This window comes from Algoriphagus boritolerans DSM 17298 = JCM 18970 (assembly GCF_900108085.1).
In the GTDB taxonomy this organism is placed as follows: domain Bacteria; phylum Bacteroidota; class Bacteroidia; order Cytophagales; family Cyclobacteriaceae; genus Algoriphagus; species Algoriphagus boritolerans.
The window spans coordinates 214101-236915 of record NZ_FNVR01000002.1; the positions used below are offsets into that span (position 1 = coordinate 214101).

Genomic DNA, 22815 nt, shown 5'->3' on the forward strand with positions numbered 1-22815 from the left:
GACGCATCAGTACTTCCAAATTTCAGCAGCTGCGCTGTTTTTCACCACCAGAATCTGTTTTTCTCCCAAAAGGGCAAATTCCCGCACGTCGCCCTCAAGCTTCAATCCATTCTGATAATTCGGACTGAAGGTGAATGTCCCATCGCCTTTTCCGATCAGGACGTCCCCATAGCTTGCGTCAAACTTTCCGATTTCTGGTTTGACCTGAGCGAGATTTCCACCCAAAATCAAATCAGGGATTCCGTCTTCATTGATGTCCAAAACCTGTATGGCAAAAGTCCAGGACCGCTGTGCAAACCGGGGAAATGGTTTCCATTCGAAGTTTCCTCCTCCGAGATTCATCAATACACCCGATTCAAAACTATTGACTTCCTGAATAATCGATTGATCGGTAATTTCTTTTGGGAAGATGTCATTCAGCCCTTTGTTGTTGTAATCCGAGTACCGAATGTATTTTTTCTTAATCCCGGGGACTTGTCTTTCCAGTTCATGCTTGAGCGTGTACGGTATCTGTACGCCATCCACATTTTGCGTGAAAATGTGCTCAATTGATCCGTTTTGGTCAAAGTCATTTAAAAACAAACTCACCGGTGAGGAGGCTGATGCTTTGAATCGGGTATTTAATCCATGATTTCCCAAGGCCATATCCGGTAATCCATCTCCGTTAAAATCACCGATTTCGATGGTTCTGTACCAGCCTTTGAGATTGGCTAGGTTTGGCATTTCTGTTTTCTCCAACTTGCCTCCCGTGTTTTTGAAAAATGTCGGAGCCATCCATTCTCCCACTACGACCAGATCCATTTTCCCATTTCCATCCCAATCCACCACCTGGGCGTCGGTCACCATTCCCAGGTCCTTCAGTGCTGGTGCCAGTGTGGCCGATTGCTCTGCAAAGTTTCCCATGCCATCGTTGATCCAGAGTTGACTGCTCGCAGGGGCGCCATAGGTAAAGGGTACAAGTCTTCCTCCGACAAACAGATCCATGGCTCCGTCATCATTGATGTCGATCAGTTTGACAGTACTGCTGCTGCTGAAAACGGTAGAAAGTCCGGGTACACTTTTTTTGTTGAAATTTCCTTTTCCATCATTCAGGTAAAGCCGATCTGCCAAATCCGGAGAACCGAAACCGGATTCATTGCCACCGGAAGTGACAAACAAATCGAGGTCTCCATCTCCATCTGCATCAAAGAAAACGGCATCCGTATCTTCTGAAAGTGCATCGGCTAAAAAGGCTTCCTGAGGGCTTTCTTTGAATTTTCCCGAAGGATCACCAAGAAAGAGTTTTGCCGGGAATGTTTTAGCTCCGCCAAAAAAGTGGTCATCGAGCCCATCTCCATTCACGTCGGCTTTGGCAAAAGCCGGTCCTTCCGTGGAAAACATAAAGTAAGTCTGTCGATCCCGGTCAAAGTCTACGAAAGCATTTTCGGTATGGATATATTCCAAATTGGAGTTTTCTGCCTTAATGAACTGTGGAGCTATTTTGGTTTCAAAAAAGGATTTCCCTTCCTGAAGATCGCTTGCTTCCTCCCATTTTACCTCCAGTAGCCGATTCGTGACTTGGTCCTTCAGTTCGGTGTATTTGCCGTCAGGCCAAAGGATTTGGATTAAATCAACTTGTTCCAGTGTGCCTAAACCAATTGTAATTTTTGGGTCTACTGAGGATTGAAATCCCCGATTGGGCATTTGCTCGGCATAGAAGATTTGGTCTCCCGCGGTCATCCGGATTTGCGCACCGATCGCTTGGGTGTTTTGTCCTTTTCCGATGAGTTTAACCTGAAGCGAATGATTATTGGGATTGAGTGTTTTTCCTTGGTTTTTGAAGATTTGGGCCGGTTGATTCACATTATTGACTACCAGATCCAAGTTCCCGTCATTGTCCAAGTCTCCATAGGCCGCGCCGTTGGAGTGGATCGGCTGACTAAGCCCAAAGGCTTCTGCTTTGTTTTCAAATTTCAGTTCTCCCAAATTATGAAAAGCATAATTGGGAATGGGATTGACCGGAATGGGATCAATGAGTGCTTTGTAATTCACACCGCCCTCGGAGATGATTTGGCTTTTGGTCTGCTCATCGTCGATGAAGTTGAGGTAATCCAAGTCTGTGATGTCCTGATAAATTCCATTGGCTACAAAAATGTCCCGCATGCCGTCATTGTCCATGTCAAACATCAGCGCGCCCCAACTCCAGTCAGTCGCCTCCACATTGCCAAGACGACCCATTTCACTGAAAGTCCCGTCACCATTGTTGACGTGAAGCATGTTTCGGGAAAACTGATAGTGGTAGCCGTGGGTCTTGTTGAACTGAAACTTGTCCCAATTTTCAAAAGTCGTGACCTGCTTCAGTCTGGTCTGCGGTTCAGGAAGCATATCGGTAACAAAAATATCCAGTAACCCATCACCATTGATATCTGCAATATCAGCTCCCATGGATGCCGCGCTGATCGATCGCATGGAGCTTTCGAGTGATTCCGTGAAAGTTCCGTCCTGATTGTTGAGGTAGAGGTAGTCTTTTTCGAAGAAGTCATTCGAAATAAAAATATCCGGCCAAGTATCCTGATTGACATCGCCGATGGTGATGCCCAAGCCAAAACCGATGATAGAGCCATAGATTCCGGCTTCTTCTGACACATCGGTGAATTTTCCGCCATCATTTCGGAAGAGTTTGTCTCCACCGACGGGATCTCTGTTTGGACGCTCGTTTTGCATTTTGTTAAAGCTTCCAATAGCCTGGTAGGAGTTGTTCAACAGATAGACGTCCAAATCACCATCTTTATCATAATCGAAGAATACGGCATGCGTGGAAAACCCCTGATCGGCCAAGCCATATTCCTCGGCCATTTCGATAAATGTACCATCTCCCTGATTAATAAAGAGCTCGTTTTGCTTGTTGTCTCCGGAAATATCCCCTGAATTGCAGACGTAAATATCCAGAAAGCTATCGCCGTTCACATCCGCCATAGCCACTCCGGTGCTCCAGGCACGAGTTCCGGCCACTCCGGCAGTTTCGGTGATGTCTTCAAACTTGAAGTCCCCTTTGTTTAAGTAAAGCTTATTCGGGCCTAAGTTGGCGGTAAAATAGAGGTCGGCAAATCCGTCATTATTGATGTCTCCGATAGCCACACCACCTCCGTTGTAGTAGTTTCGGTAAGTGAAGACATTGAAATCCTCATCGAAACTTAAGTCGTTGCGAAAGTCAACTCCTGAGGTATCGGCTGCCACTTCCTGATAAAGCGTAAGAACTTTGGTTGGGTCTTTTTGACAGGAAAACAGAAAACTCAGAAAGAAAAGATAGGGAAGTATTACTCTCATGAATTTTTGCCTTCTTTTAATTTTTTCTCCACCGGAAGGTCCGAGATCTCGACTCTTACTGCTGAAATGTGCTTTTTGAAAATCCGGATTCTGCGGTTTCCGTCCATTTTCACAAAGACAATTTGGGATTTATCTTCATTGCTGACTTCGATGAATCCCGGACCATACCACTCTTCCATAAGCTTAACGACATCTTCCCGGAGCTTCTCGACTGTCAGTTCCTCATTCCATGGGGCCCAACCCTCATAGCTAAATTCAATAGGCATGAGGTAGATTTTGTCCTGCTCGAATTTTGGATAAAAGCGCATTCGGGCAGGATTTCCCGATGCCATTTCTGCTTTATATTCAACCGAAAGTTCGGTCGGTCCATTGGATAGTTTCCCTTGCTTATTCAGTTCCCAGCAGGTTTCAAAGAAAGTCTTTCGATCCATTCCAAGCTCCAGACCAAAAAACAGGTCATTGACTTGCTTGCCCGAATTGAGTTCTTTTCGCTCCAGCTGCTCATATTCCGACTGGCATGAGAAAAGGAGAGGGAATAGAAATAAACTAGTAACGTATTTCAAAAACCAGTGGCGTATCATTGTTTCTTAGGACTACTAAATTGGGTTTGTTTTCAATATTGATTTGGAATATTTGACGGATTTCTCCCGGCACAAATAACCCGCTTTCCTGAGGTAGGAGTGCGATCCATTGATTTTTACCTTCGGGCTTCAGCACCCAGCCATAGCTCCCCATTTGGCTACCAAGTTCGGGTTTGATGCGACTTTGGTTTCCTCCGAAAATCAAATAAGGGCTTCCTAAATCTCCATCAAGTGCAGTGATCGAATAGACCGGGGCGGATTGGACTTCGATGGGGAGGGCAGCAGGTAAAAACTTCCCTTGACCCTCATTTATCCAAAGGCTAGTTTCCAGCATATCAGCCTGCAAAGTTAAGGAATTTGCCCAAATCGCTTGGGGGAAAAGCTCCTCCAAAGATTTGTTTTGATAGGATTCATAGGTTAGTAGCTGTTTTCTGAGGCTGGGAATCTGACGAATAAGTGCAGGCTTGAGAACCAGAGGAATGCTTTTTGAATTTTCGTAATTGGATAGAATGTGATCCAACGTTCCGTTCTGATCATAATCGTTGATGATCATTCGGAGTTCGGAGTTGGGATTGGTTCGAAGCCTTGAATTTAATCCGTGATTTCCGGCCAGAATATCAGGTTTTCCGTCTCCATTCACGTCTTCGACCAATAGACAATTCCATAATCCTCTGGTTTTCTCAAATCCAAAATCAGAACTTTTTTCGATGAGTTTTCCATCTTGGAAAGCAAAAATCCGAATCGGCATCCATTCCCCTGCGATGATGATTTCATCCTTTCCATCTCCATCCAAATCAGCTAATGCTCCTGAAGTCAGCATGCCAAGCTGTAAAAGCTCAGCATTTAAGCTACTGGTGATTTCTGTAAAATTCCCTTTGCCGTCGTTTTCCCAGATTTGAAGTCCACAAGGGATTCCATAGCCAAAAGGCACAGCCCGACAACCGATGATCAAATCCTGATCCCCGTCATTGTCTAGATCGCTTGATAAAATAAACGAAGTCGGAGTGGGAGAGAAGACCTGAGGCGATTTTTGGAAAGTCCCATGGCCGTCATTGAGGTAAAGCCTGTCAGAATAGTTACCGGAATTATCTCCAAACTCGATTCCACCGCTTCCCACGATAAGATCCGCTTTGCCGTCGCCGTTTGCATCGAAAAAATGCGCGGTTACGTCTTCGGCTATGGCGTCGATTTCGAAAAGTTCAGGCTGAATGTTTCGGAACTCTCCTGAGGCGCTTTGGAGTAATAGCGCGGAAGTTTGACCTTTCGCACCAGGGATAAAGAGATCCTCCAAGCCATCTCCGTTGACGTCTGCTTTGGCAGCTTTTGGGCCTTCATTGCTGATCATCCAAAAACGCAGTCGATCCCGGTCAAAGTCCACAAAATCACTTTCCTGATGGCGGAAAGGAATTTGTGTTTCCTTAAGAAGGAGCAACTGATTCTCAACCTGCGAAATGGATTGTTGAATTTTATCATCTGGCTCGGGCGATAGGGTTAAAGCCTGATTTGCTCTGACCTCCTTCAAAGTTCGGATTTTACCATCCGGCCAAAGGATTTGGATAGAGTCTAACTTTTCAGCCTTTCCCAATCCAAAATGAATTCGAGGATCAACAGAGGACATGTAGCCTTTGACGGGCTGGTATTCCTGAAAGAATGTTTGATCTTCTGAAAAAGCCATGACTTTTGACCCAAAGGCACTTCCAAGTTCGATGCTTAAGTAATTCCCACGCTTAGTTTCGGAGGTGGTGTTTTGGTAGAGAAAGACTGGTCCGTTAAGGTTGTTGATGACCAAATCCAAATCCCCGTCGTTGTCCAGATCGCCATAGGCCGAACCTGTACTGAAGGTAAGTTGATCCAATCCTGTGCTTTGGGAGAGATTTTCAAAATTCCAGTTCCCGAGGTTTTTGAATAGGAAGTTAGCTTGGGGATTGGAAGGAAAAGCATCGATCATTTTGGTCAATAAAACAGAATCCTCCCTGAAGCCTTTCACTTTTTCCTGATTGTTGACATAAAAGTCTACAAAGTCAAAATCTGTGAGGTCCTTTACAATTCCATTTGCGACGAAAATATCCTTTCTCCCGTCGTTATCCATGTCGAATATCAAGGCTCCCCAGCTCCAGTCTGTGGCTTCGACTCCTGCCATCCGGCTGACTTCGGAGAAAACCGGGGTTTTGGTTCCGGGTCTGAAGCCAAGATTTCGCTGAAGGGTATTCCGGGTAAACTGATGGTGGTAACCTGCTTTCACGCTGGATTGATACTTGTCCCATTCCTCAAATGGAGTTTTGGTTTTGACACGTGCGAGCTCATTTGGAAGCATTTCGGTTACAAAAATGTCAGGTCGACCGTCATTGTTCAGATCGGCTATGTCGGCCCCCATACTTCCCATGCTGATCTCAGGTAGCAGTTCTGTCAAAACCTCTGAAAATGTTCCGTCTTGATTATTGAGGTAGAGGTAGTCCCGCTCAAAGAAATCATTGGATACATACAGATCCGGCCAGTTGTCATCGTTCAGGTCGGCGACGGTTACACCCAAACCATACCCAATTGAACTTCCATAAATTCCCGCTTCTTCGGATACGTCTGTGAATTTTTCACCGTCGTTTCTGAACAGCTTATTTCCCCCATCGGGATCCCGAATCTCCCGTTGTCCCTCGCGAAGGTCAAAAATCCCGACAGATCGGCCTGAGTTGCTGAGGAGATACATATCCAGATCTCCGTCTTTGTCAAAATCAAAAAATACGGCATGCTGACTGAGGCGTTCTTCTGCAAGTCCGAAATCCTTGGATTTCTCCGTAAATGTGAGGTCTCCGTTATTGATATAAAGCTCGTTATGCCGCTTTTTTCCGCCTTGAGGCCCGGATTTGCATACATAGATATCCAACAAGCCATCGCCATTGATGTCTGCCATGCTGATTCCGGTAGACCAAAAGCCACTGGAATTTAATCCTGCCTGATCAGTAATGTCTTTGAATTGTAGATTCCCCTGATTGAGGTAAAGTCGGTTGGAGGTTTGATTTCCTGCCAGAAAAATATCCACGAGACCGTCCTTGTTGATATCACCCAAAGCCACTCCGGCTCCGTTGTAAAAATTTCGAAAAGTATAAGGATTGACTTTTTCGGTGTAAGTGAGGTCGTTTCTGAATGTGATTCCGGTTTGTTCCTGTGTTAATAGACGGAATAGCGAATCAGTATTTTTTTCTTCCTGTTTGCAGGAATAAAGGGAAAGAAACAGAAGGATTAGCGTGTTTCTTCGCTTCATGGGCTTTGGGTAAAAAAAAGGAAGTGTACCGAGGCACACTTCCTTTCAAAATTAATTTAAATTCTATTAATAACCCGGATTTTGTACCAAGCTTGGGTTAGCATTGATTGCCTGTTGAGGAATTGGGAACAGCGCTCTGAATGGCTCAGACTGTCCTTTTTCCCACCATGGCTGATTCCACTTACCGAAACGGATCATGTCAGTTCTACGGCTAGCTTCGGCAAACATTTCAAAACCTCTTTCTTCGAAGATGGTATCCAACGTAAGCGAAGTATACGCTGGCATACCCGCTCTTGTTCTTACCTGATTGATCGCAGTAAGTGCATCGGCAGTTTTTCCCTGACGGAAAGCTGCTTCAGCTTTGATCAAAATGATGTCACCAAGGCGGATCAAAGGATAATCATTGTTTAAACTGGAAGCAGCACCCATGGCAAATTCAAACTTACCTACTCTTACCCCTGCTTGTCTAAATGCATTGGGAGCGAGCATATTTATCTCTGGAGTGAAGGTCAATGGCTGTCCATCCGGATCACCGGCTTCTGCAGAAATATCATTCAATCTGCTTCCGTCAGATGCAAATTGAGGGCCTACCAAGAAGGAATTTTTACGAACATCATCGTCATCGAAGTTATTGTAGAATTCTTCCAAAGACGCATAGCCATTCCAAGGTTGTTCCTGAAGGTTATAAGTGTTTTGACTTAAATAGTGCAACGTCATCTGAGGAAGGTTAAATCCACCTGCGTTATTCTGATCATAAGGTAGGGTCAGGATGTTCTCTGTCGATCCATTGTTTCGCTCCGAGAAATTGGTAAAGAAGTTGGAAGACAGAGAGTAAACTCCACTGTTGATTACTTCATCTGCCGCAGCTTCTGCTTCAGCCCACTTAGCAGTACCAGTGTAGATTTCAGCGTTCAAATAAAGCTTAGCCAACATGGCCTGAGCTGAGTAGTAATTCACTGTAGTCTTGGTGTCCTCCTTTGGCAACAAATCGATATTCTCCTTGATTGAGCTTTCGATGAATGCAAAAACTTCTGCTCGAGAGTTATTGGTTGGATTTCCACCGGTAGAAGTCTCTTCGATGATTGGAACATTTCCGAATGAGTCAATCAACCAAAGGTAAACCAAGGCTCTCAACACTTTCAACTCAGCATTCAAAGCAACAACATCCGGATATTGGATCAACAGGTTGTTGATTTCACCTACAGCAGTATAGCAATAGTTCCAAGAGTTGTTGAAGGCTTCGTCTGATGGCTGCCAAGTATGTCTATGCATTCTTAGCCAAAGACCACCATCTTCCCAGTCAGCTCCTTTCTGAGGAATTGCCATTTCGTCGGATGATATTTCATAAATAGACCAGATGCTGTTGTGACCTCCCCATGAGCCCACAATTCGAGAATAAGCAGAAGCTTTGAGAACGTTAATCAAATTCGGATTGTTGCTGTTTGCAATATCATCCGCAGTCACCCCGTCCAACACTTCTTGCTCAAGCTCCTGACATGCGCCCAAGGCATAAACCAATGGGAGCATCAAACAGATTTTACTTATAGATTTTAACATATCTGTAGAATTTGATTGGTTATTTAAAGTTTACTGTTACACCCAGTGTGAATGAACGAGTCTGGAAGTAGGTATTTCTACGCTCGATACCCGGAGAAAGTGCAGAGGTAAATGCATCTCCATTTTCGGAGTCATTTGTTCTCACTTCAGGGTCCACACCGGTGTAGTTTGTGATGGTGAATAAGTTCTGAGCCGCGAAATACACTCTCAAAGAACTCAAATTTGGAGAATTGGTTTTGAAATTGTAACCCAATTCGGCATTATCCAAGCGGATAAAAGAGGCATCCTCTACTACAGAACTGTTGAATGTAGGAGTGGAGGATACCAACGGATTGGTTGGAGTCTTTGCAGTCACTACGGAGTTCCAGGTGTTGGAAGCTCCATCAGCGTTTTCGTAGAAGCCTCTGTAGGAATTATACAAATCATGACCCCATGCACCTCTTAGGAAGAAGTTTAGGGACCACTGGCCGTACATGAAGCTGTTGGTGAATCCGAATTCTCCTTTTGGAAGACCATTACCCAACTTTTCAAATTCATTCGGGTCGGTAGTGGAAAGGATGTACTCACCATTTTCGGTCAATCCGTTTAATCTGGGACCGTAAATATCACCTAGATTTTGACCCACTCGGTTGTAAATGATTTGGTTGTTGTTCTGTCCTGGAGATCCCGGGGTAGCAAATCTTAATTCCTCAAATCCAAGTTCTCCAGCTGACAAGCTTTCGATGGTAGTCTTGTCATAGATCGTAAAGTTGAAGGTAGGAGTCCACTTCAGTGCACCTTTTCCGATTTGATTGACACTTGCTGCAAATTCAAAACCTGCTGCTCTCAAGTTTGCCAAGTTTACCCAGGTAGAACCTGCTGTGTTGAAACGTCCCGGATCAAATGGATTGGGTGCACCGGTAGCAACCGGTACATTGAACAGCAAGTCGGAAATATTTCTGGTGTAGTAGTCGATACTACCGGTCACTTTGTTATTAAACATTCCGAAATCAACACCAAAGTTCAATTCTTCTTTGGTTTCCCATTTCAAATCTCTGTTTGGGTTGGAGAATTGGTTGATACCAACGAAGATGTCATTTTGAGTCAATGGATCACCGTCCAAGTCGATTCTGTTACCGTTGCCAAACACACCCAAGGCCAAGGTAGGAGAGGGAGGAAGGTTACCGGTGACACCGAAGGAAACTCTTGGCTTAAATTGGGAGAATACACCCATATCGAAGATTTGAGTGAAATCTGAACCGATAGAAAATGCAGGGAAATAACCGGTTTGATTGTTTGGACCAAATCCGGAATAGGTCTCAGCTCTAACTGAAGCTGAAAGGAAAATCATATTATCCCAGTTGAAGTTAGCTCTACCGAACACGGAGTTCAATTGATCTTCGTTTGCAAAAGATGAAACGTTGGTATTGTTGCCCAATCGGATGGCACCGGCTCCCAGGTTATTCCAACCCAAGTCAAACAGGTATTGTCTTACTCGTGCATTGAAGCCTTGGTTGGTTGTGTATTGAAGTCCTGCACCTCCCAATAGGGTCATATTCAATTTGTCAGAAAGATCAGTCTCGTATCTCAGCGTGGTTTCAAAGATTCGCTGCTTACGGTCAAAGGTGTTTCTTTCGGCAGAGCCAGTAGCACCTAGACCTACCTGAAAATCCTGCAAAGACCAAAATCCGCCAGAAAGTGTATTTCTTCTGTCTTGGGAATATTGTGCGGTGGCAGTCAGATTTGGAAGGATGTCATATTCCACTCTGTAAGAAGTCAAAGCAGTTTTTGTTTCGCCTACAAACTTTTGCTGATTAGCTAGGGCCACTGGATTGTAGAAGTCAAACAAATCGCGTTGGAAATAGCCGCCGAATCTGTTTTGAGCGTCTTCTGTGTTTTCAAATACCGGTGCAGTAGGATTGTAGATCGTTGCGTATCTAAATGCCGCGTCGTTAATTGATTCTGAATCGAGATTGGTGAAAGACAAATTGATGTTGAATCTCAATCTGTTGTTCAATGCTCCCTGAGAAAAATTCATTCTTGTGTTGAGTCTTTCATTTCCTACACCGTTGACGATACCGTTGTTATCCCGGTAGTTGACAGATGCCATGTAATTTGAGTTACCAAAGCTTCCGGAAACGCTGGCGTTGGTGGTGTACGAAAGCGCATCATCGATCAGTTCATTTCTCCAATCGGTATTGCTGCCGAAGTCAGTACCACCTCTTGCTACAAATTCCTCAGCAGAAAGGATTGGAATCAGGTTAGTTGCCTGATCTACCGTAGCGAATGAATTGATCGTCACATTAGTACTTCCTTCTCGGCTTCCTTGCTTTGTAGTGGTAATCAGAATCACACCTGAAGAACCTCTTGCTCCATAGATAGCAGCCGCAGATCCATCCTTCAATACATCGATGGACTGAATGTCATTAGGATCGACGTTTTCAAGCGAAGCACCGATGACACCATCCAATACGATCAAAGGTGAAGAGTTAGCTCCGAACGTGGATAGCCCTCTAAGTCGTATATTAAAGGCGTTGTTTGGATTACCTCCTGGACGAGTGATCGATAGACCTGCTACTTTACCTTGAAGCAATTGTGCAGGGTTGCTGACGTTACCCCGGTTGAAGTCTTCCGGCTTGACACCGACTACGGCTGAAGTGATTTCTTTCTTATCCTGCGAACCATAACCGATTACGACTGCTTCTTCAAGGCTTTGAATATCCTCTTCAAGATTTACAGTGATGTTGGTCTGGTTACCGATCTCTACTTCCTGAGTCATATAGCCGACGAAGGAAATCACGAGCACTTGGTCCTCTGCCTGGAGAGGAAGTGTGAACTTTCCGTCCAGGTCAGTTGCAGTTCCCCGTGTGGTGCCTTTGACGATCACTGTGGCACCCGGAACGGGATCTCCAAGAGATGCATCCATCACTGTACCAGAGATGGTGCGACTTTGGGCATTGGCGGCGAGTGTTGCACCGAGAGTCAGTGCAAACGCAAGCATCAATGTCTTGAGTTTTGGTAAATAATTTCTCATAGGGTTTTTTGTTTTTTAAAAATCGAAATAGGTATGAGTACTTGTATTTCGAGTCTAAGGTGAATTGTAAATTTTGATTTTGCAATTATTAACGAAATCCAGTTTCTTGCTTCTAAAAATCTATTTTCAACAGAACAAAACAAAATTTAACAAAAACGTAATGAAATGTTAATTTCATTAATTCGACACTAATGGAAAACGTTTTCCTTTTGTAAAAACTTAAAAAAATCAATTTTTTTTAAAAAAAAGAAAATTTTTATCGGAATTCAAAATCTTTGTTTAAAGCTTGGAGTCAACATTTTGAAAATTTTTATAGAAGTCATCTTTTAGGATGATTTATTTGAAAGATGAAAGAAAACAAGCGAGTCAATCCGGAGTTAACTTTTTGATACCTTAGTTATTTAGTGTTCCTTTTAGTTTAAGCCACAATCCTTACTTTTATTTCTATACCAGAAAATTAATCTACCAAGCTATAGTCTATCCTAAATCATCTTAAAAACCTTCAGACAACCTATCCCTTGCTTTCTGCATCTGTATATTCGGGAGTGAATAAACCAACTTTATGAAATCAGAAATCAGGACCACAATTCTTTGTGTTATCGTGTGCTTTTTAGGGATGACCCACTTTTCATACGCACAGGGAATCAGAGGAAAGGTAAATACAGTAGAAGGCGAGCCACTGGCTTATGCTTCGGTCTATATCCGAAATCTCGAAGATGGAGTGCCGACCAATGAAAACGGATTGTATGAATTTCGCCTGAAACCCGGATTTTACGATGTGATCGTGCAGTATTTGGGCTATAAATCCGTCTTGGAAACGGTAGAGGTGCGTGAAGAATGGGTGGAGTTGGACTTTAGCCTGGAGTCTCAAGTCTACAATCTAAGTGAAATAGAGGTTCGTGCGGGTGCGGAAGATCCGGCTTTGACCATTATGAGGAAGGCCATTTCCAAGGCTAAGTATCATCGGCTCCAATTGCAGCAATACGCCATGACGGTCTATCTCAAGGGAACTGGCCAATTGACTGATGCCCCATTTTTTATGAAAAAAACCTTGGAAAAGGAGGGGCTGAAGCTCAATGAGGCCTACACTTCTGAGTCGGTTTCCCGTGTCACGTTTACACTACCAAATAAAGTGGAGGAGAAAGTCATTTCTATCCGAACCAACGGAGACAATCAGGGCACTTCTCCGGCCCCATATATCCAAACTTCCTTTTATCAGGATCAGATCAATGAGATTGTTTCTCCGCTTTCCCGCTATGCGTTCAATTATTATAAGTTCAAGTACGAGGGAAGTTTTTTTGATCAGAATGTCATGGTCAGCAAAATCAAAGTGACTCCAAGGTCACGGGGAGAGCGGGTGTTTGAAGGATACGTCTACATCATAGAGGATCTTTGGGCGATACACAGCTTGGATTTGAAGACCTCACTGTTGGGATTTCAGATCGGGGCCAAGCAACAATATGCTCCGGTGGCAGATAATGTCTGGATGCCACTGACGCATACTTACACCTTTGGCGGGAAGATTTTTGGATTCGAAGGGGAGTTCAAATACCTCGCATCGACAAGAGAATATGAGGTGACGCTCAATCCGGATTTGGTCGCTGTGCCGGAGATTATTGATGAAAAGGTCCAAGAACTCCCTCAGGACTTGAAAAAATTCGATAAGTCAATCTCAGCTTTGGAGCAATTGGCTACTGAAGAACCCAAAACCCGCAAAGAATACCGGAAGCTGATCAATGAATATGAGAAAGAAGCGATCAAAGAAAAGCAGATTGAAGATAAGCAGGGAGTGGTCTCCGAGCGCCACTACAGCGTGGATTCCCTTGCCAAAAAGCGGGGCCTGGACTATTGGGATAGCATCCGGCCCGTGCCCCTGACGCTGAAAGAGATCGAAGGGTACAAGCGGGACGATAGCTTGGCAGTAGTGGAGACAGCCAAAATGAGTGAGGTGGATTCGGTGGCTAAAAAGGCAAGAAGTAAATTCAAGCCCCTGGATTTTATGAACGGATCACGGTATAATTTTGGAAAAGGAGTTTCGGTTGGCTTCCGTCAAAATTGGACCAAAATGTCATTCAATACGGTGGAGGGTTGGAAAGTAGGCTTGGGAATGTACTATCGAAAATATTCTGAGGTGAAGCTGGCAGATAGTGTCAACCGTGTCCGAAAAAGCTTTAACATTGAACCCGAGCTCCGTTATGGATTCTCAAGTGATCGGTTTTATGGCAAAGTCGATTTCCGATGGTCGCATACCCAGCCTGAATCCGGCCAAACATGGGGTTTGGAAGGAGGAAGATTTATCTATCAGTTCAACACCGAAGATCCCATTCAGGAGCAAATCAATGCGGCCTATTCTGTGCTTGTCAGAAGGAACTACATGAAGTTGTATGAGCAGGATTTTATCAGGGGGTATTGGGCCCATCGAATCAATTATGGATTTACCTATCGGGTAAGTTTTTCCCTTGCCGAGCGAAGGGAATTGTTCAACACTTCCAATTATTCACTGTACAAAAGGCCCGAAAGGGAATACACGTCAAATCGGCCTGAAAATGTAGAGGCCGGGCCGGAGGCTTTTCTAAATCATCAAATCGCAAAATTAAACACCGCATTAGAGTGGAGGCCTAGACTTACCTATTCCATTCGTGATGGCAGAAAATCTCCGAACTACGAGCGCTCACCATTGATCACATTCCTGTATCAGAAGGCCTTTCCGGAATTAACTACTTCCGAAAATGCCTCAAAGTTTGATTTTTTGGAAATTGGTTTGAAGCATGATTTCCGCTTTGGAGTCAGTGGGAAATTGGATTTCAATGTGACTGCGGGAACATTCCTGAACAACGACCAAGTCTATTTTCAGGACTTCAAGCATTTTGGGGGGAATCGTACCCTGTTCTCGAATTTTGGTCCGGCGTCCAATTTCCGGTTAATGGATTATTACAAGTACAGCACCAATTCCAGTTACATTTCCGGAATTGCGCATTATCAGTTTAGGAAATTCCTGTTGACCCAATTGCCAATGCTGCGATTCTCTGGATTGAGGGAAAATATTTTTATCAATTACCTGAAAACCGAAAACTCTCCACACTACACCGAGATCGGTTATTCCTTGGATAATCTCTTCCGAATCTTCAGATTAGAGCTGGGAGTTGCTTTCGAAAATGGGAAATACCTTCGAAGTGGGCCACTCTTTGGGATAGCGACCTTTATCAATGTGAGCTTTGAGGATTGAAAAAGTTGGGAGGTTTGGAGGATTGAATATTAATCATTTTAAAATTTAACCATTGAGAAATTAAGGTCATTAAGATTCTGCTTTTGCGATACAAATTATTTAAATGGGTATAGATGCTTTTGAAACTAAGCATTAAATTGGGATCTTAATTTTCTCCATTCCCTTAATGTTAAAACACAAAAAAGCCTTACAAAATTGATTTTGTAAGGCTTTTTTAGAAGGTTTATTCCAACTCAGACCTTCATAATATCTGCTTCTTTCTTCAGCAGAAGTTCATCGATTTTAGCAGAATACTGATCGGTTAGTTTCTGTACCTGATCTTCAGCACGTTTGATGGCGTCCTCCGGAGCTCCGTCTTTTTGAAGTTTTCGAAGCGATTCATTCGTCTCTTTTCTGACACTTCGGATTGAGATTTTCCCTGATTCGCATTCTTGTTTGGACTGTTTCACGAGATTGATTCGACGCTCTTCGGTCAGTGCAGGGATGGTCAGCATAATGGATTCACCGTTGTTTTGCGGAGCTAGTCCAAGGTCAGAATTGATGATTCCCTTTTCGATTTCCTGAATCAGGTTTCTTTCGAAAGGTTTGATAGCCAAAGTTCGTGCATCCGGAGTAGTCACAGAGGCAACTTGGTTGATCGGGGTGGGTGAGCCATAGTACATCACCATCACTCCGTCCAGCATATTGGGCATGGCCTTACCTGCCCGGATTTTTAGCAATTCAGCTGCAGTGTGATCCACTGCTTTTTGCATCAGTTCTTTTGCTTCGTCTAAGAATAACTCGATTTCTTCCATGATTTAATTCAGGATTTATCAGTGATCAATGTTCCTATTTGTTCTCCAAGTACGAGTTTGCTCAGGTTACCGGCCTTGTTCATGTCAAAAACGATAATTGGCAGGTTGTTTTCCTGGCATAGGGTAAAGGCCGTCATATCCATCACGTTGAGGTTTTTCTCATAGACCTCGCTAAAGGTGATTTGCTCATATTTCGTGGCAGTTGGATCCTTCTCTGGATCAGCTGTATAAACTCCATCTACCCGGGTGCCTTTCAGTACGACATCACCTTCAATTTCAATTGCACGTAGTGCTGCTGTGGAATCTGTGGTAAAATATGGATTCCCGATTCCGGCACCAAAAATAACAATTCTGCCTTTTTCCAAGTGGCGAATTGCTCTTCTTCGGATGAATGGCTCACATACACTTTCGATTTTGATGCCAGACATCAATCGGGTAAACATGCCGTTTTGCTCCAAAGCACTTTGTAAAGCCATCGCATTGATCAGCGTGGCGAGCATTCCCATGTAGTCACCCTGCACTCGATCGATACCGGATTTCTCAGCCTGGACTCCCCTAAAAATATTACCGCCACCTATCACGATCGCTATCTCCACTCCCATTTCTTTCACCTTTTTGATTTCATCAGCATATTGCTGAAGACGTGAAGGATCAATGCCGTAGTTTTTTTCACCCATCAGGGCTTCTCCACTGAGTTTGAGTAGAATGCGCTTGTATTTCATTTTTTATACGAGGTTGATTTCTAAAGTTTATTCCGGATAAATGCCCGAAATCTAATTGGATTTAGCTGTCAAATTGTGATCGAATCGACCCCGAAAAGTCTGAGCAATCCGACAAATATAATTTCTTCAACTCACAATGCTAGGGCCAAATCTAAAAATGGAAAACTGTAACTTACTTGAGTGGAGCTAATGACTTGATGCTATGGGATTTTGGACGCAAAAAAGGGTGTGGATTATCGGCGCTTCTTCAGGAATCGGAGCGGGTTTAGTGCAACTTTTAGCAGAAAAGGGAGCTAAACTCATTATTCCTGCCCGGAGCGAAGCGAAACTCCATGAACTAGAAAAAAACCTGGCAACCGCGGAAATCCAAGTTCTCCCAGTCGATGTGGAACTACTTTCCACCCTTTTTGTCAAAACGCAAGACGCATAGCGGATTTTCAATGGCTTGGATTACGTCTTTTTGAATGCAGGAGTGTCAGTCAGAGACTTGGCGTTAGAAAGCAAACTTGAAGTCGAGCGGAGAATCATGGATATTAATTTTTGGGGGCCGGTTGCGATCACCAAAGCCTTATTGAAAAAGAGAGACAGCAATGTGCCCCTTCATCTCGTGGTGACCTCCAGTCTGAGCGGTAAATACGGAGTTCCAAAACTCGCAACCTATTCTGCCTCTAAGCATGCCATTCAAGGTTATTTTGATTCTTTGCGGGCAAGAGATGTTTGGATCTGGATTGGTTGTCCATCTAGTCATTCCGGGATTTGTTCGGACAAATATTACCGTGGCGGGACTGCGGGGTGACGGAAGTCAAAATGGGAAAATGCAGAATGCTTTGGCTGAAGGTATGGATCCTTGGACCCGTGCGAGGGGAATTTTGGAAGGCCCGGAAAAAGGAAAAGAAGAGTTTGTGGTCGGCGGAACAAAGCGATATACCATCGGGCTAAACCGGTTTTTTCCGGGATTGATGAAAAAACTGATTCGATCCAATCCGCTACAGCGAATCAAAAAACTCCAGAGAATATTTTTCAGAGGGCAAAAGAGACAATAGCCAACCTGTTAAAACTGAATCAAAACCTGATTCTTTTCCACACTTTGCTTCAGGGATACTTTCACTTCCTTGACCACACCATCTCCGGGAGATTTGATGATGTTTTCCATTTTCATCGCTTCCAGGATCAATACCACGTCCCCTTTCTTGACTGCATCACCAGACTTTACTTTGAGATCGAGAATCAATCCAGGCATTGGGGCCTTGATGTTTTTGAGGAGGCCCGAACCGACTGCATTCATACCCATTTGTTCCAGCAAAAGGTCGAAACGATCCTTTAGCTGAAGGGTAGCAGTTTTGTATCCAAGTCGAATTTGGATGGTTTTAGTTTCCCTGTCAAAGGAAAGCATTTCTGCTTCCAACGATTGATGTCCTCGGATAAGGTGTAGGGTTCGGTCATCTATCCATTTCAAATCCCAAGCGATAGGATTTTGATTGACATGGATCGAATCGGCTGTTTTTTCTACTGAATGGGTGCTGTCTTGAAGGATTACTGAAAACATTCCTGCTATTTTGGGATGAATATACATCTAACGGAGATATGGACTCCTTGAGATTTTCCAAATATGATCGAAATGAATTTGAAGCCAAAGAAAATTTTGAAGAACAGTTTGATTTTAAGTTTTGCAATCGGGCTTTTAATTACTTCTTCCTGTAAATCTGAGAAGAATATTGTACAGGATAGGGTACAAGTTACCCCTTCTACTGATACCGATAGTTTAGCTGAAGTTGAAAAACGGCGGGTTTTGCGCTTGATCCAGGAAAAAGAAGCAAAGATATCAGGCTATAAAGCCAGCGCCAGGCGGGATTTCGATTTGTTGCACACCGATTTGGATTTGGCCTTTGATTGGGCAAGGCAGGCTGTATTCGGAAAGGCGAGGCTGAAATTGGTTCCTTATTTTTACCCACAAAACGAGTTGGTCTTGGATGCCAAAGACTTTGAGGTCGGGGCGATTTATCTCATACAGGAGGAAGAACAGCGTAAACTCAATTATCGCTATGATGAAAAACAGCTCAAAATCTATCTACCGAGCGTGTTCACGTCAAAGGACACGCTTGAAGTTGAAATAAATTACACGGCATTTCCAGAACGGAACTCCGGAGAAGGAAGTGAGGCCATTACTGATAACAAAGGCCTATACTTTATCGATCCTTTGGACACCATTCCCGGTAAACCAACGATGATTTGGACTCAGGGAGAGACCGAGCATAACAGCAAATGGTTTCCGACGATTGACAAACCAAACGAGCGGCACACACATCTTTTCAAATTGACTGTGCCTGATTCCTTGGTCTCCATCAGCAACGGAGAATTGATCAAGCAGGAACAACTAGGGAATGGATTTCGGAAGGATTATTGGGAAATGAATTTGCCACATGCGCCGTATTTAGCTGCAATTGCGATCGGTGATTTTGGGAAAGTGGAGGCGAAGTGGCGAGATATTCCGCTTGGATATTATGTAGAAAAAGGCTTTGAAAAAGGAGCAGCAAAGGTATTTGAAAACACGCCGGAAATGATCGGCTTTTTCGAAGAAAAATTGGGAGTAAACTACCCTTGGCCAAAGTATGATCAGATCGTGGTGCAGGATTTCGTCTCGGGAGCGATGGAAAATACCACAGCTTCTATATTTTATGAAGATTTGAGATTGAATGAGCGGGAGGCGATCGATTCAGAATGGGATTACATCATCGCACATGAGCTTTTTCACCAGTGGTTTGGCGACTTGGTCACCACAGAATCCTGGGCAAACTTGACACTTAATGAAGCCTTTGCAAACTACAGCGAGTATCTCTGGAATGAGCATAAGTACGGAGAAGATCAAGCGGCGTTGAAGTTGGTGTCAGAAATGGAGGGTTATTTTGCCGAATCTGAAACCAAGCAGGTTGATTTGATTCGATTTGATTATGTCGAATCAGAAGATATGTTTGATTCGCACAGCTACAACAAGGGTGGAGTCATTCTTCATATGTTGAGAAAGCATCTGAGCGACACCGCATTTTTCGAAGGGCTGAAACTATACCTGACAAAGCATGCATTTCAATCGGTGGAAGTTCATGATCTAAGGCTAGCCTTGGAACAGGTAAGCGGAGAGGATTTGAATTGGTTTTTCAATCAATGGTTTTTGGACAAAGGTCATCCTGAGCTCTTTTTCGAAGTAGATTATTCTCAACCGGAAAATATTCTGATCTCCGCTTTTCAAGTTCAGGATTTAGAAAATACTCCTTTGTATCAACTGCCAATTGAAGTAAGTTGGTATGAAGGCGGTATAAGGAAGTCCAAAACAATGAGGATGACTCAAGCTTTTCAGCAACTCGCCTTGGAAAATGGAACTCCAGTCACTCAAGTTTATATAGATGAAGGAAAAAATCTCCTGGCTCGAAGAACCCAGGAAATGAGTGCTGATCAATTTGCAATTCAGTTTAAGGAATCAAAGTTAGGAGTCGCCCGATATGAAGCATTGGATAGTTTGGTTGCAAGAGAAGCTAAAGACCAACTTCTGGAAATTTTGCCAATGGCTTTGAAGGACTCATTTTGGTCCGTTCGCGAAAATGTCTTGGGCTTTCTACAGAATGATCCGGAATGGAGAGAACAAGTAGATGGATTGGAGGAGACGGTCTATGAACTGGCTGAAAATGACCCAAAAAACACGGTAAGAGCCGCTGCACTCGATCTTTTGGCAACTTGGGATCCTGAAAGATATCAGCCAACATTTCTCCGTTTGGCCAATGATTCATCCTATTTAATTGCTAGTTCGGCTTTGATGGGATTGGTTAGTGCAACCGAAAGCCCCGTGGACCCGGCAATCATAGGGCGTTTTGAAAAGGAAGGAAACTTCAGAATTTCAATACCGGTGGCGGAATACTACATACAACAGGAAGTGACTGGCAAAGGTCAATGGTTTATGGATCGATTGGCTCAACTCTCCGGAGAGGGGCTTTATTTTTTCTTGGGATATTTTGCAGAGTATTTTTCACGATTTCCGGAGGAGGGAAAAGACCAGGCGATAAATAGGTTGATGGGCCTGATGGAGAATGATCCCAAGAGTTATCTTCGGATGGGAGCGTTTCAAGCGCTCTTGGGATTTGCTGATGATGAAAGAGTAATTCAAAAATTAAATGAAGTAGCCTCCCGAGAAACCGATCAAAATCTCAAAAACTATTACAATTATTTCCTCGAAACACTCAACTGAAAAAATTAACCGGTTGATTTTTAAAACATTGAATTAATAGCTGTGAAAAAGTCATCAATTTTAAGATTCATCCTTTGATACTTTGACAAAAGGCTATAATTTTGCCATCCGTTAAGATAGCAAGGAGTCAAATCCAGCCAATTTTAGCGTAGTTGGGGGAATACCAAAGCGGCCAACTGGGACGGACTGTAAATCCGTTGACTTATGTCTTCACAGGTTCGAATCCTGTTTCCCCCACGTGATTGCCCGAATGCGAAATTTTTTTTCTAGTTTTGCAGGGCTTTAAAAAATCCGGTGCGCCGGTTACAAGCGGGAGTAGCTCAGTTGGTAGAGCGGCAGCCTTCCAAGCTGCAGGTCGCGGGTTCGAGCCTCGTCTCCCGCTCTTTCATTTCCTTCGGGAAATCAAAGGGCAAAAGCCGACGTAGCTCAGGGGTAGAGTACTTCCTTGGTAAGGAAGGGGTCACGGGTTCAATTCCCGTCGTTGGCTCAATTACAGAGAATTATTATCTAAACATAACTTTAAACTTAAACTGAGGATTTTCACGCATGGCAAAAGCAACCTTCGACCGTTCCAAGCCGCACGTTAACATCGGTACGATTGGACACGTAGACCATGGCAAAACAACCCTGACTGCCGCCATCACTACCGTATTGGCTAAAAAAGGTCTTTCTGAATTGAGAGATTTCTCTTCAATAGATAACGCTCCTGAAGAGAAAGAAAGAGGTATTACTATCAATACTTCCCACGTAGAATATCAAACTGAAAACAGACACTACGCACACGTGGATTGTCCTGGTCACGCTGACTACGTTAAAAACATGGTTACTGGTGCTGCCCAGATGGACGGTGCTATTCTTGTAGTAGCAGCAACTGACGGACCTATGCCACAGACCAGAGAGCACATCCTTTTGGCTCGTCAGGTAGGTGTACCTCAACTGGTAGTGTTTATGAACAAAGTTGACATGGTTGACGATCCTGAGCTTCTTGAGCTTGTGGAAATGGAGATCAGAGAACTTCTTTCATTCTATGATTTTGACGGTGACAACATTCCGGTAATTGCTGGATCTGCACTTGGAGCCTTAAACGGCGAAGAGAAGTGGGTTGAAACTGTTCTGGAATTGATGAATGCAGTAGATACATTTATTCCGATTCCTGCTCGTCTTGTTGACAAAGACTTCTTGATGCCAGTAGAAGACGTATTCTCGATCACTGGCCGTGGTACTGTGGCTACAGGTAGAATCGAAAGAGGTATAATCAACTCTGGCGAACCAGTAGATATCATCGGTATGGGTGCTGAAGGCTTGAAGTCTACAGTTACCGGTGTGGAGATGTTCCGTAAAATCCTGGATAGAGGTGAAGCTGGTGACAATGTTGGTCTATTGCTTAGAGGTATTGAAAAATCTCAGATCAAGCGAGGAATGATCATCTGTAAGCCAGGATCTGTGAAGCCACACGCTCACTTCAAAGCAGAAGTTTACGTGCTGTCAAAAGAAGAAGGTGGACGTCATACTCCATTCTTCAACAAATACAGACCTCAGTTTTACCTTAGAACTACTGACGTAACTGGAGAGATCAAACTTCCTGAGAACGTTGAAATGGTGATGCCAGGTGATAACGTTACCATCGAAGTAACTCTTCTTAATGCAGTTGCATTGGAAAAAGGTCTTCGATTCGCAATCAGAGAAGGTGGTAGAACAGTAGGTGCCGGTCAGGTTACCGAAATTCTAGACTAATACTACTTATTTTCCAGTAAACGATGCGATCCCAAATTAATTTGGGATCGCATTTGTTTCTAAAGACATTATTCCTAATTTTGCATTCCCATTTGCGGAGCGTTCAATCACACGGGCATAGTTCAATGGTAGAATAGCGGTCTCCAAAACCGTTGATGGGAGTTCGAATCTCTCTGCCCGTGCAGTAAGTAAGTAGACTATGAATCTGAAAAACTTTGTCCTGGAGTCATACGACGAGATGAAAAACAAGGTCACTTGGCCTAAGTATTCATTTCTTCAAAATAGTGCCGTATTGGTGTTGGTAGCATCACTCATCTTCGCATTGTTTATCGGTGTGGTGGATTTGGGATTTGAGAACATCATGACATGGTTTTATGATTTATTCTAATTGA

General features: G+C 43.7%; 13 protein-coding genes, 4 tRNA genes and 1 pseudogene. 10 read left to right on the plus strand and 8 right to left on the minus strand.

Going from position 1 to position 22815, the window contains the following annotated elements:
• Positions 1-6 precede the first annotated feature (6 nt).
• The 5 genes from C4S61_RS03035 to C4S61_RS03055 all read right to left on the minus strand — a co-directional run bounded on the left by C4S61_RS03035 (position 7) and on the right by C4S61_RS03055 (position 11713).
• Positions 7-3306 carry a VCBS repeat-containing protein gene (locus C4S61_RS03035; RefSeq protein WP_103923324.1) on the minus strand — a complete coding sequence of 1100 codons (3300 nt, stop codon included), beginning with the start codon at positions 3304-3306 and terminating at the stop codon, positions 7-9.
• Positions 3303-3869 carry a hypothetical protein gene (locus C4S61_RS03040; protein WP_235009778.1) on the minus strand — a complete coding sequence of 189 codons (567 nt, stop codon included), beginning with the start codon at positions 3867-3869 and terminating at the stop codon, positions 3303-3305. The genes C4S61_RS03035 and C4S61_RS03040 overlap by 4 nt, the downstream gene beginning before the upstream one ends.
• Entirely contained in the window at positions 3853-7143 is a 3291-nt protein-coding gene (locus C4S61_RS03045) for a VCBS repeat-containing protein (RefSeq protein WP_103923326.1), read from the minus strand. Before C4S61_RS03045 ends, C4S61_RS03040 begins: the two co-directional genes overlap by 17 nt.
• A gap of 66 nt (positions 7144-7209) precedes the next feature.
• Entirely contained in the window at positions 7210-8700 is a 1491-nt protein-coding gene (locus C4S61_RS03050) for a RagB/SusD family nutrient uptake outer membrane protein (RefSeq protein WP_103923327.1), read from the minus strand.
• A gap of 19 nt (positions 8701-8719) precedes the next feature.
• A complete protein-coding gene (locus C4S61_RS03055; protein ID WP_103923328.1) occupies positions 8720-11713 on the minus strand; it encodes a SusC/RagA family TonB-linked outer membrane protein in 2994 nt (997 codons plus the stop codon).
• 562 nt (positions 11714-12275) lie between these two features.
• Between C4S61_RS03055 and C4S61_RS03060 the strand changes: the two genes are divergently transcribed.
• Complete coding sequence (locus tag C4S61_RS03060) at positions 12276-14939, plus strand: DUF5686 and carboxypeptidase regulatory-like domain-containing protein (protein WP_103923329.1); 2664 nt, start codon at positions 12276-12278, stop codon at positions 14937-14939.
• Positions 14940-15172: 233 nt separating this feature from the next.
• Here the strand turns inward: C4S61_RS03060 and frr are convergent, their stop codons facing one another.
• Together frr and pyrH are read right to left on the minus strand one after the other, a co-directional pair.
• A complete protein-coding gene (frr, locus tag C4S61_RS03065; RefSeq protein ID WP_103923330.1) occupies positions 15173-15733 on the minus strand; it encodes a ribosome recycling factor in 561 nt (186 codons plus the stop codon).
• An 8-nt stretch (positions 15734-15741) separates the two neighbouring features.
• Entirely contained in the window at positions 15742-16455 is a 714-nt protein-coding gene (gene pyrH, locus C4S61_RS03070; RefSeq protein WP_103923331.1) for a UMP kinase, read from the minus strand.
• A 202-nt stretch (positions 16456-16657) separates the two neighbouring features.
• On the opposite strand from pyrH, the pseudogene C4S61_RS22240 reads away from it, so the two are divergent.
• Together C4S61_RS22240 and C4S61_RS03085 are read left to right on the plus strand one after the other, a co-directional pair.
• A pseudogene (locus C4S61_RS22240) lies at positions 16658-17251 on the plus strand (SDR family NAD(P)-dependent oxidoreductase).
• Entirely contained in the window at positions 17232-17498 is a 267-nt protein-coding gene (locus C4S61_RS03085) for a hypothetical protein (RefSeq protein ID WP_146064333.1), read from the plus strand. The pseudogene C4S61_RS22240 and the gene C4S61_RS03085 overlap by 20 nt, the downstream one beginning before the upstream one ends.
• Positions 17499-17506: 8 nt before the next feature.
• On the opposite strand, the gene C4S61_RS03090 is transcribed toward C4S61_RS03085, so the two are convergent.
• A complete protein-coding gene (locus C4S61_RS03090; protein ID WP_103923335.1) occupies positions 17507-18001 on the minus strand; it encodes an acetyl-CoA carboxylase biotin carboxyl carrier protein subunit in 495 nt (164 codons plus the stop codon).
• 72 nt (positions 18002-18073) lie between these two features.
• On the opposite strand from C4S61_RS03090, the gene C4S61_RS03095 reads away from it, so the two are divergent.
• From C4S61_RS03095 to secE, 7 genes are all read left to right on the plus strand, one after another.
• Complete coding sequence (locus C4S61_RS03095; protein ID WP_103923451.1) at positions 18074-20689, plus strand: M1 family metallopeptidase; 2616 nt, start codon at positions 18074-18076, stop codon at positions 20687-20689.
• A 154-nt stretch (positions 20690-20843) separates the two neighbouring features.
• Positions 20844-20926, plus strand: a tRNA-Tyr gene (locus C4S61_RS03100).
• Between the two features lie 72 nt (positions 20927-20998).
• Positions 20999-21071 (plus strand) — tRNA-Gly (locus C4S61_RS03105).
• 33 nt (positions 21072-21104) lie between these two features.
• Positions 21105-21176: transfer RNA gene (locus C4S61_RS03110), tRNA-Thr, on the plus strand.
• 59 nt (positions 21177-21235) lie between these two features.
• On the plus strand, positions 21236-22423 hold the full coding sequence (gene tuf, locus C4S61_RS03115; RefSeq protein WP_103923336.1) for an elongation factor Tu: 1188 nt from the start codon (positions 21236-21238) through the stop codon (positions 22421-22423).
• A gap of 111 nt (positions 22424-22534) precedes the next feature.
• A tRNA-Trp gene (locus C4S61_RS03120) sits at positions 22535-22605 on the plus strand.
• A gap of 17 nt (positions 22606-22622) precedes the next feature.
• On the plus strand, positions 22623-22811 hold the full coding sequence (secE, locus tag C4S61_RS03125) for a preprotein translocase subunit SecE (RefSeq protein WP_008203051.1): 189 nt from the start codon (positions 22623-22625) through the stop codon (positions 22809-22811).
• Positions 22812-22815: the final 4 nt, after the last annotated feature.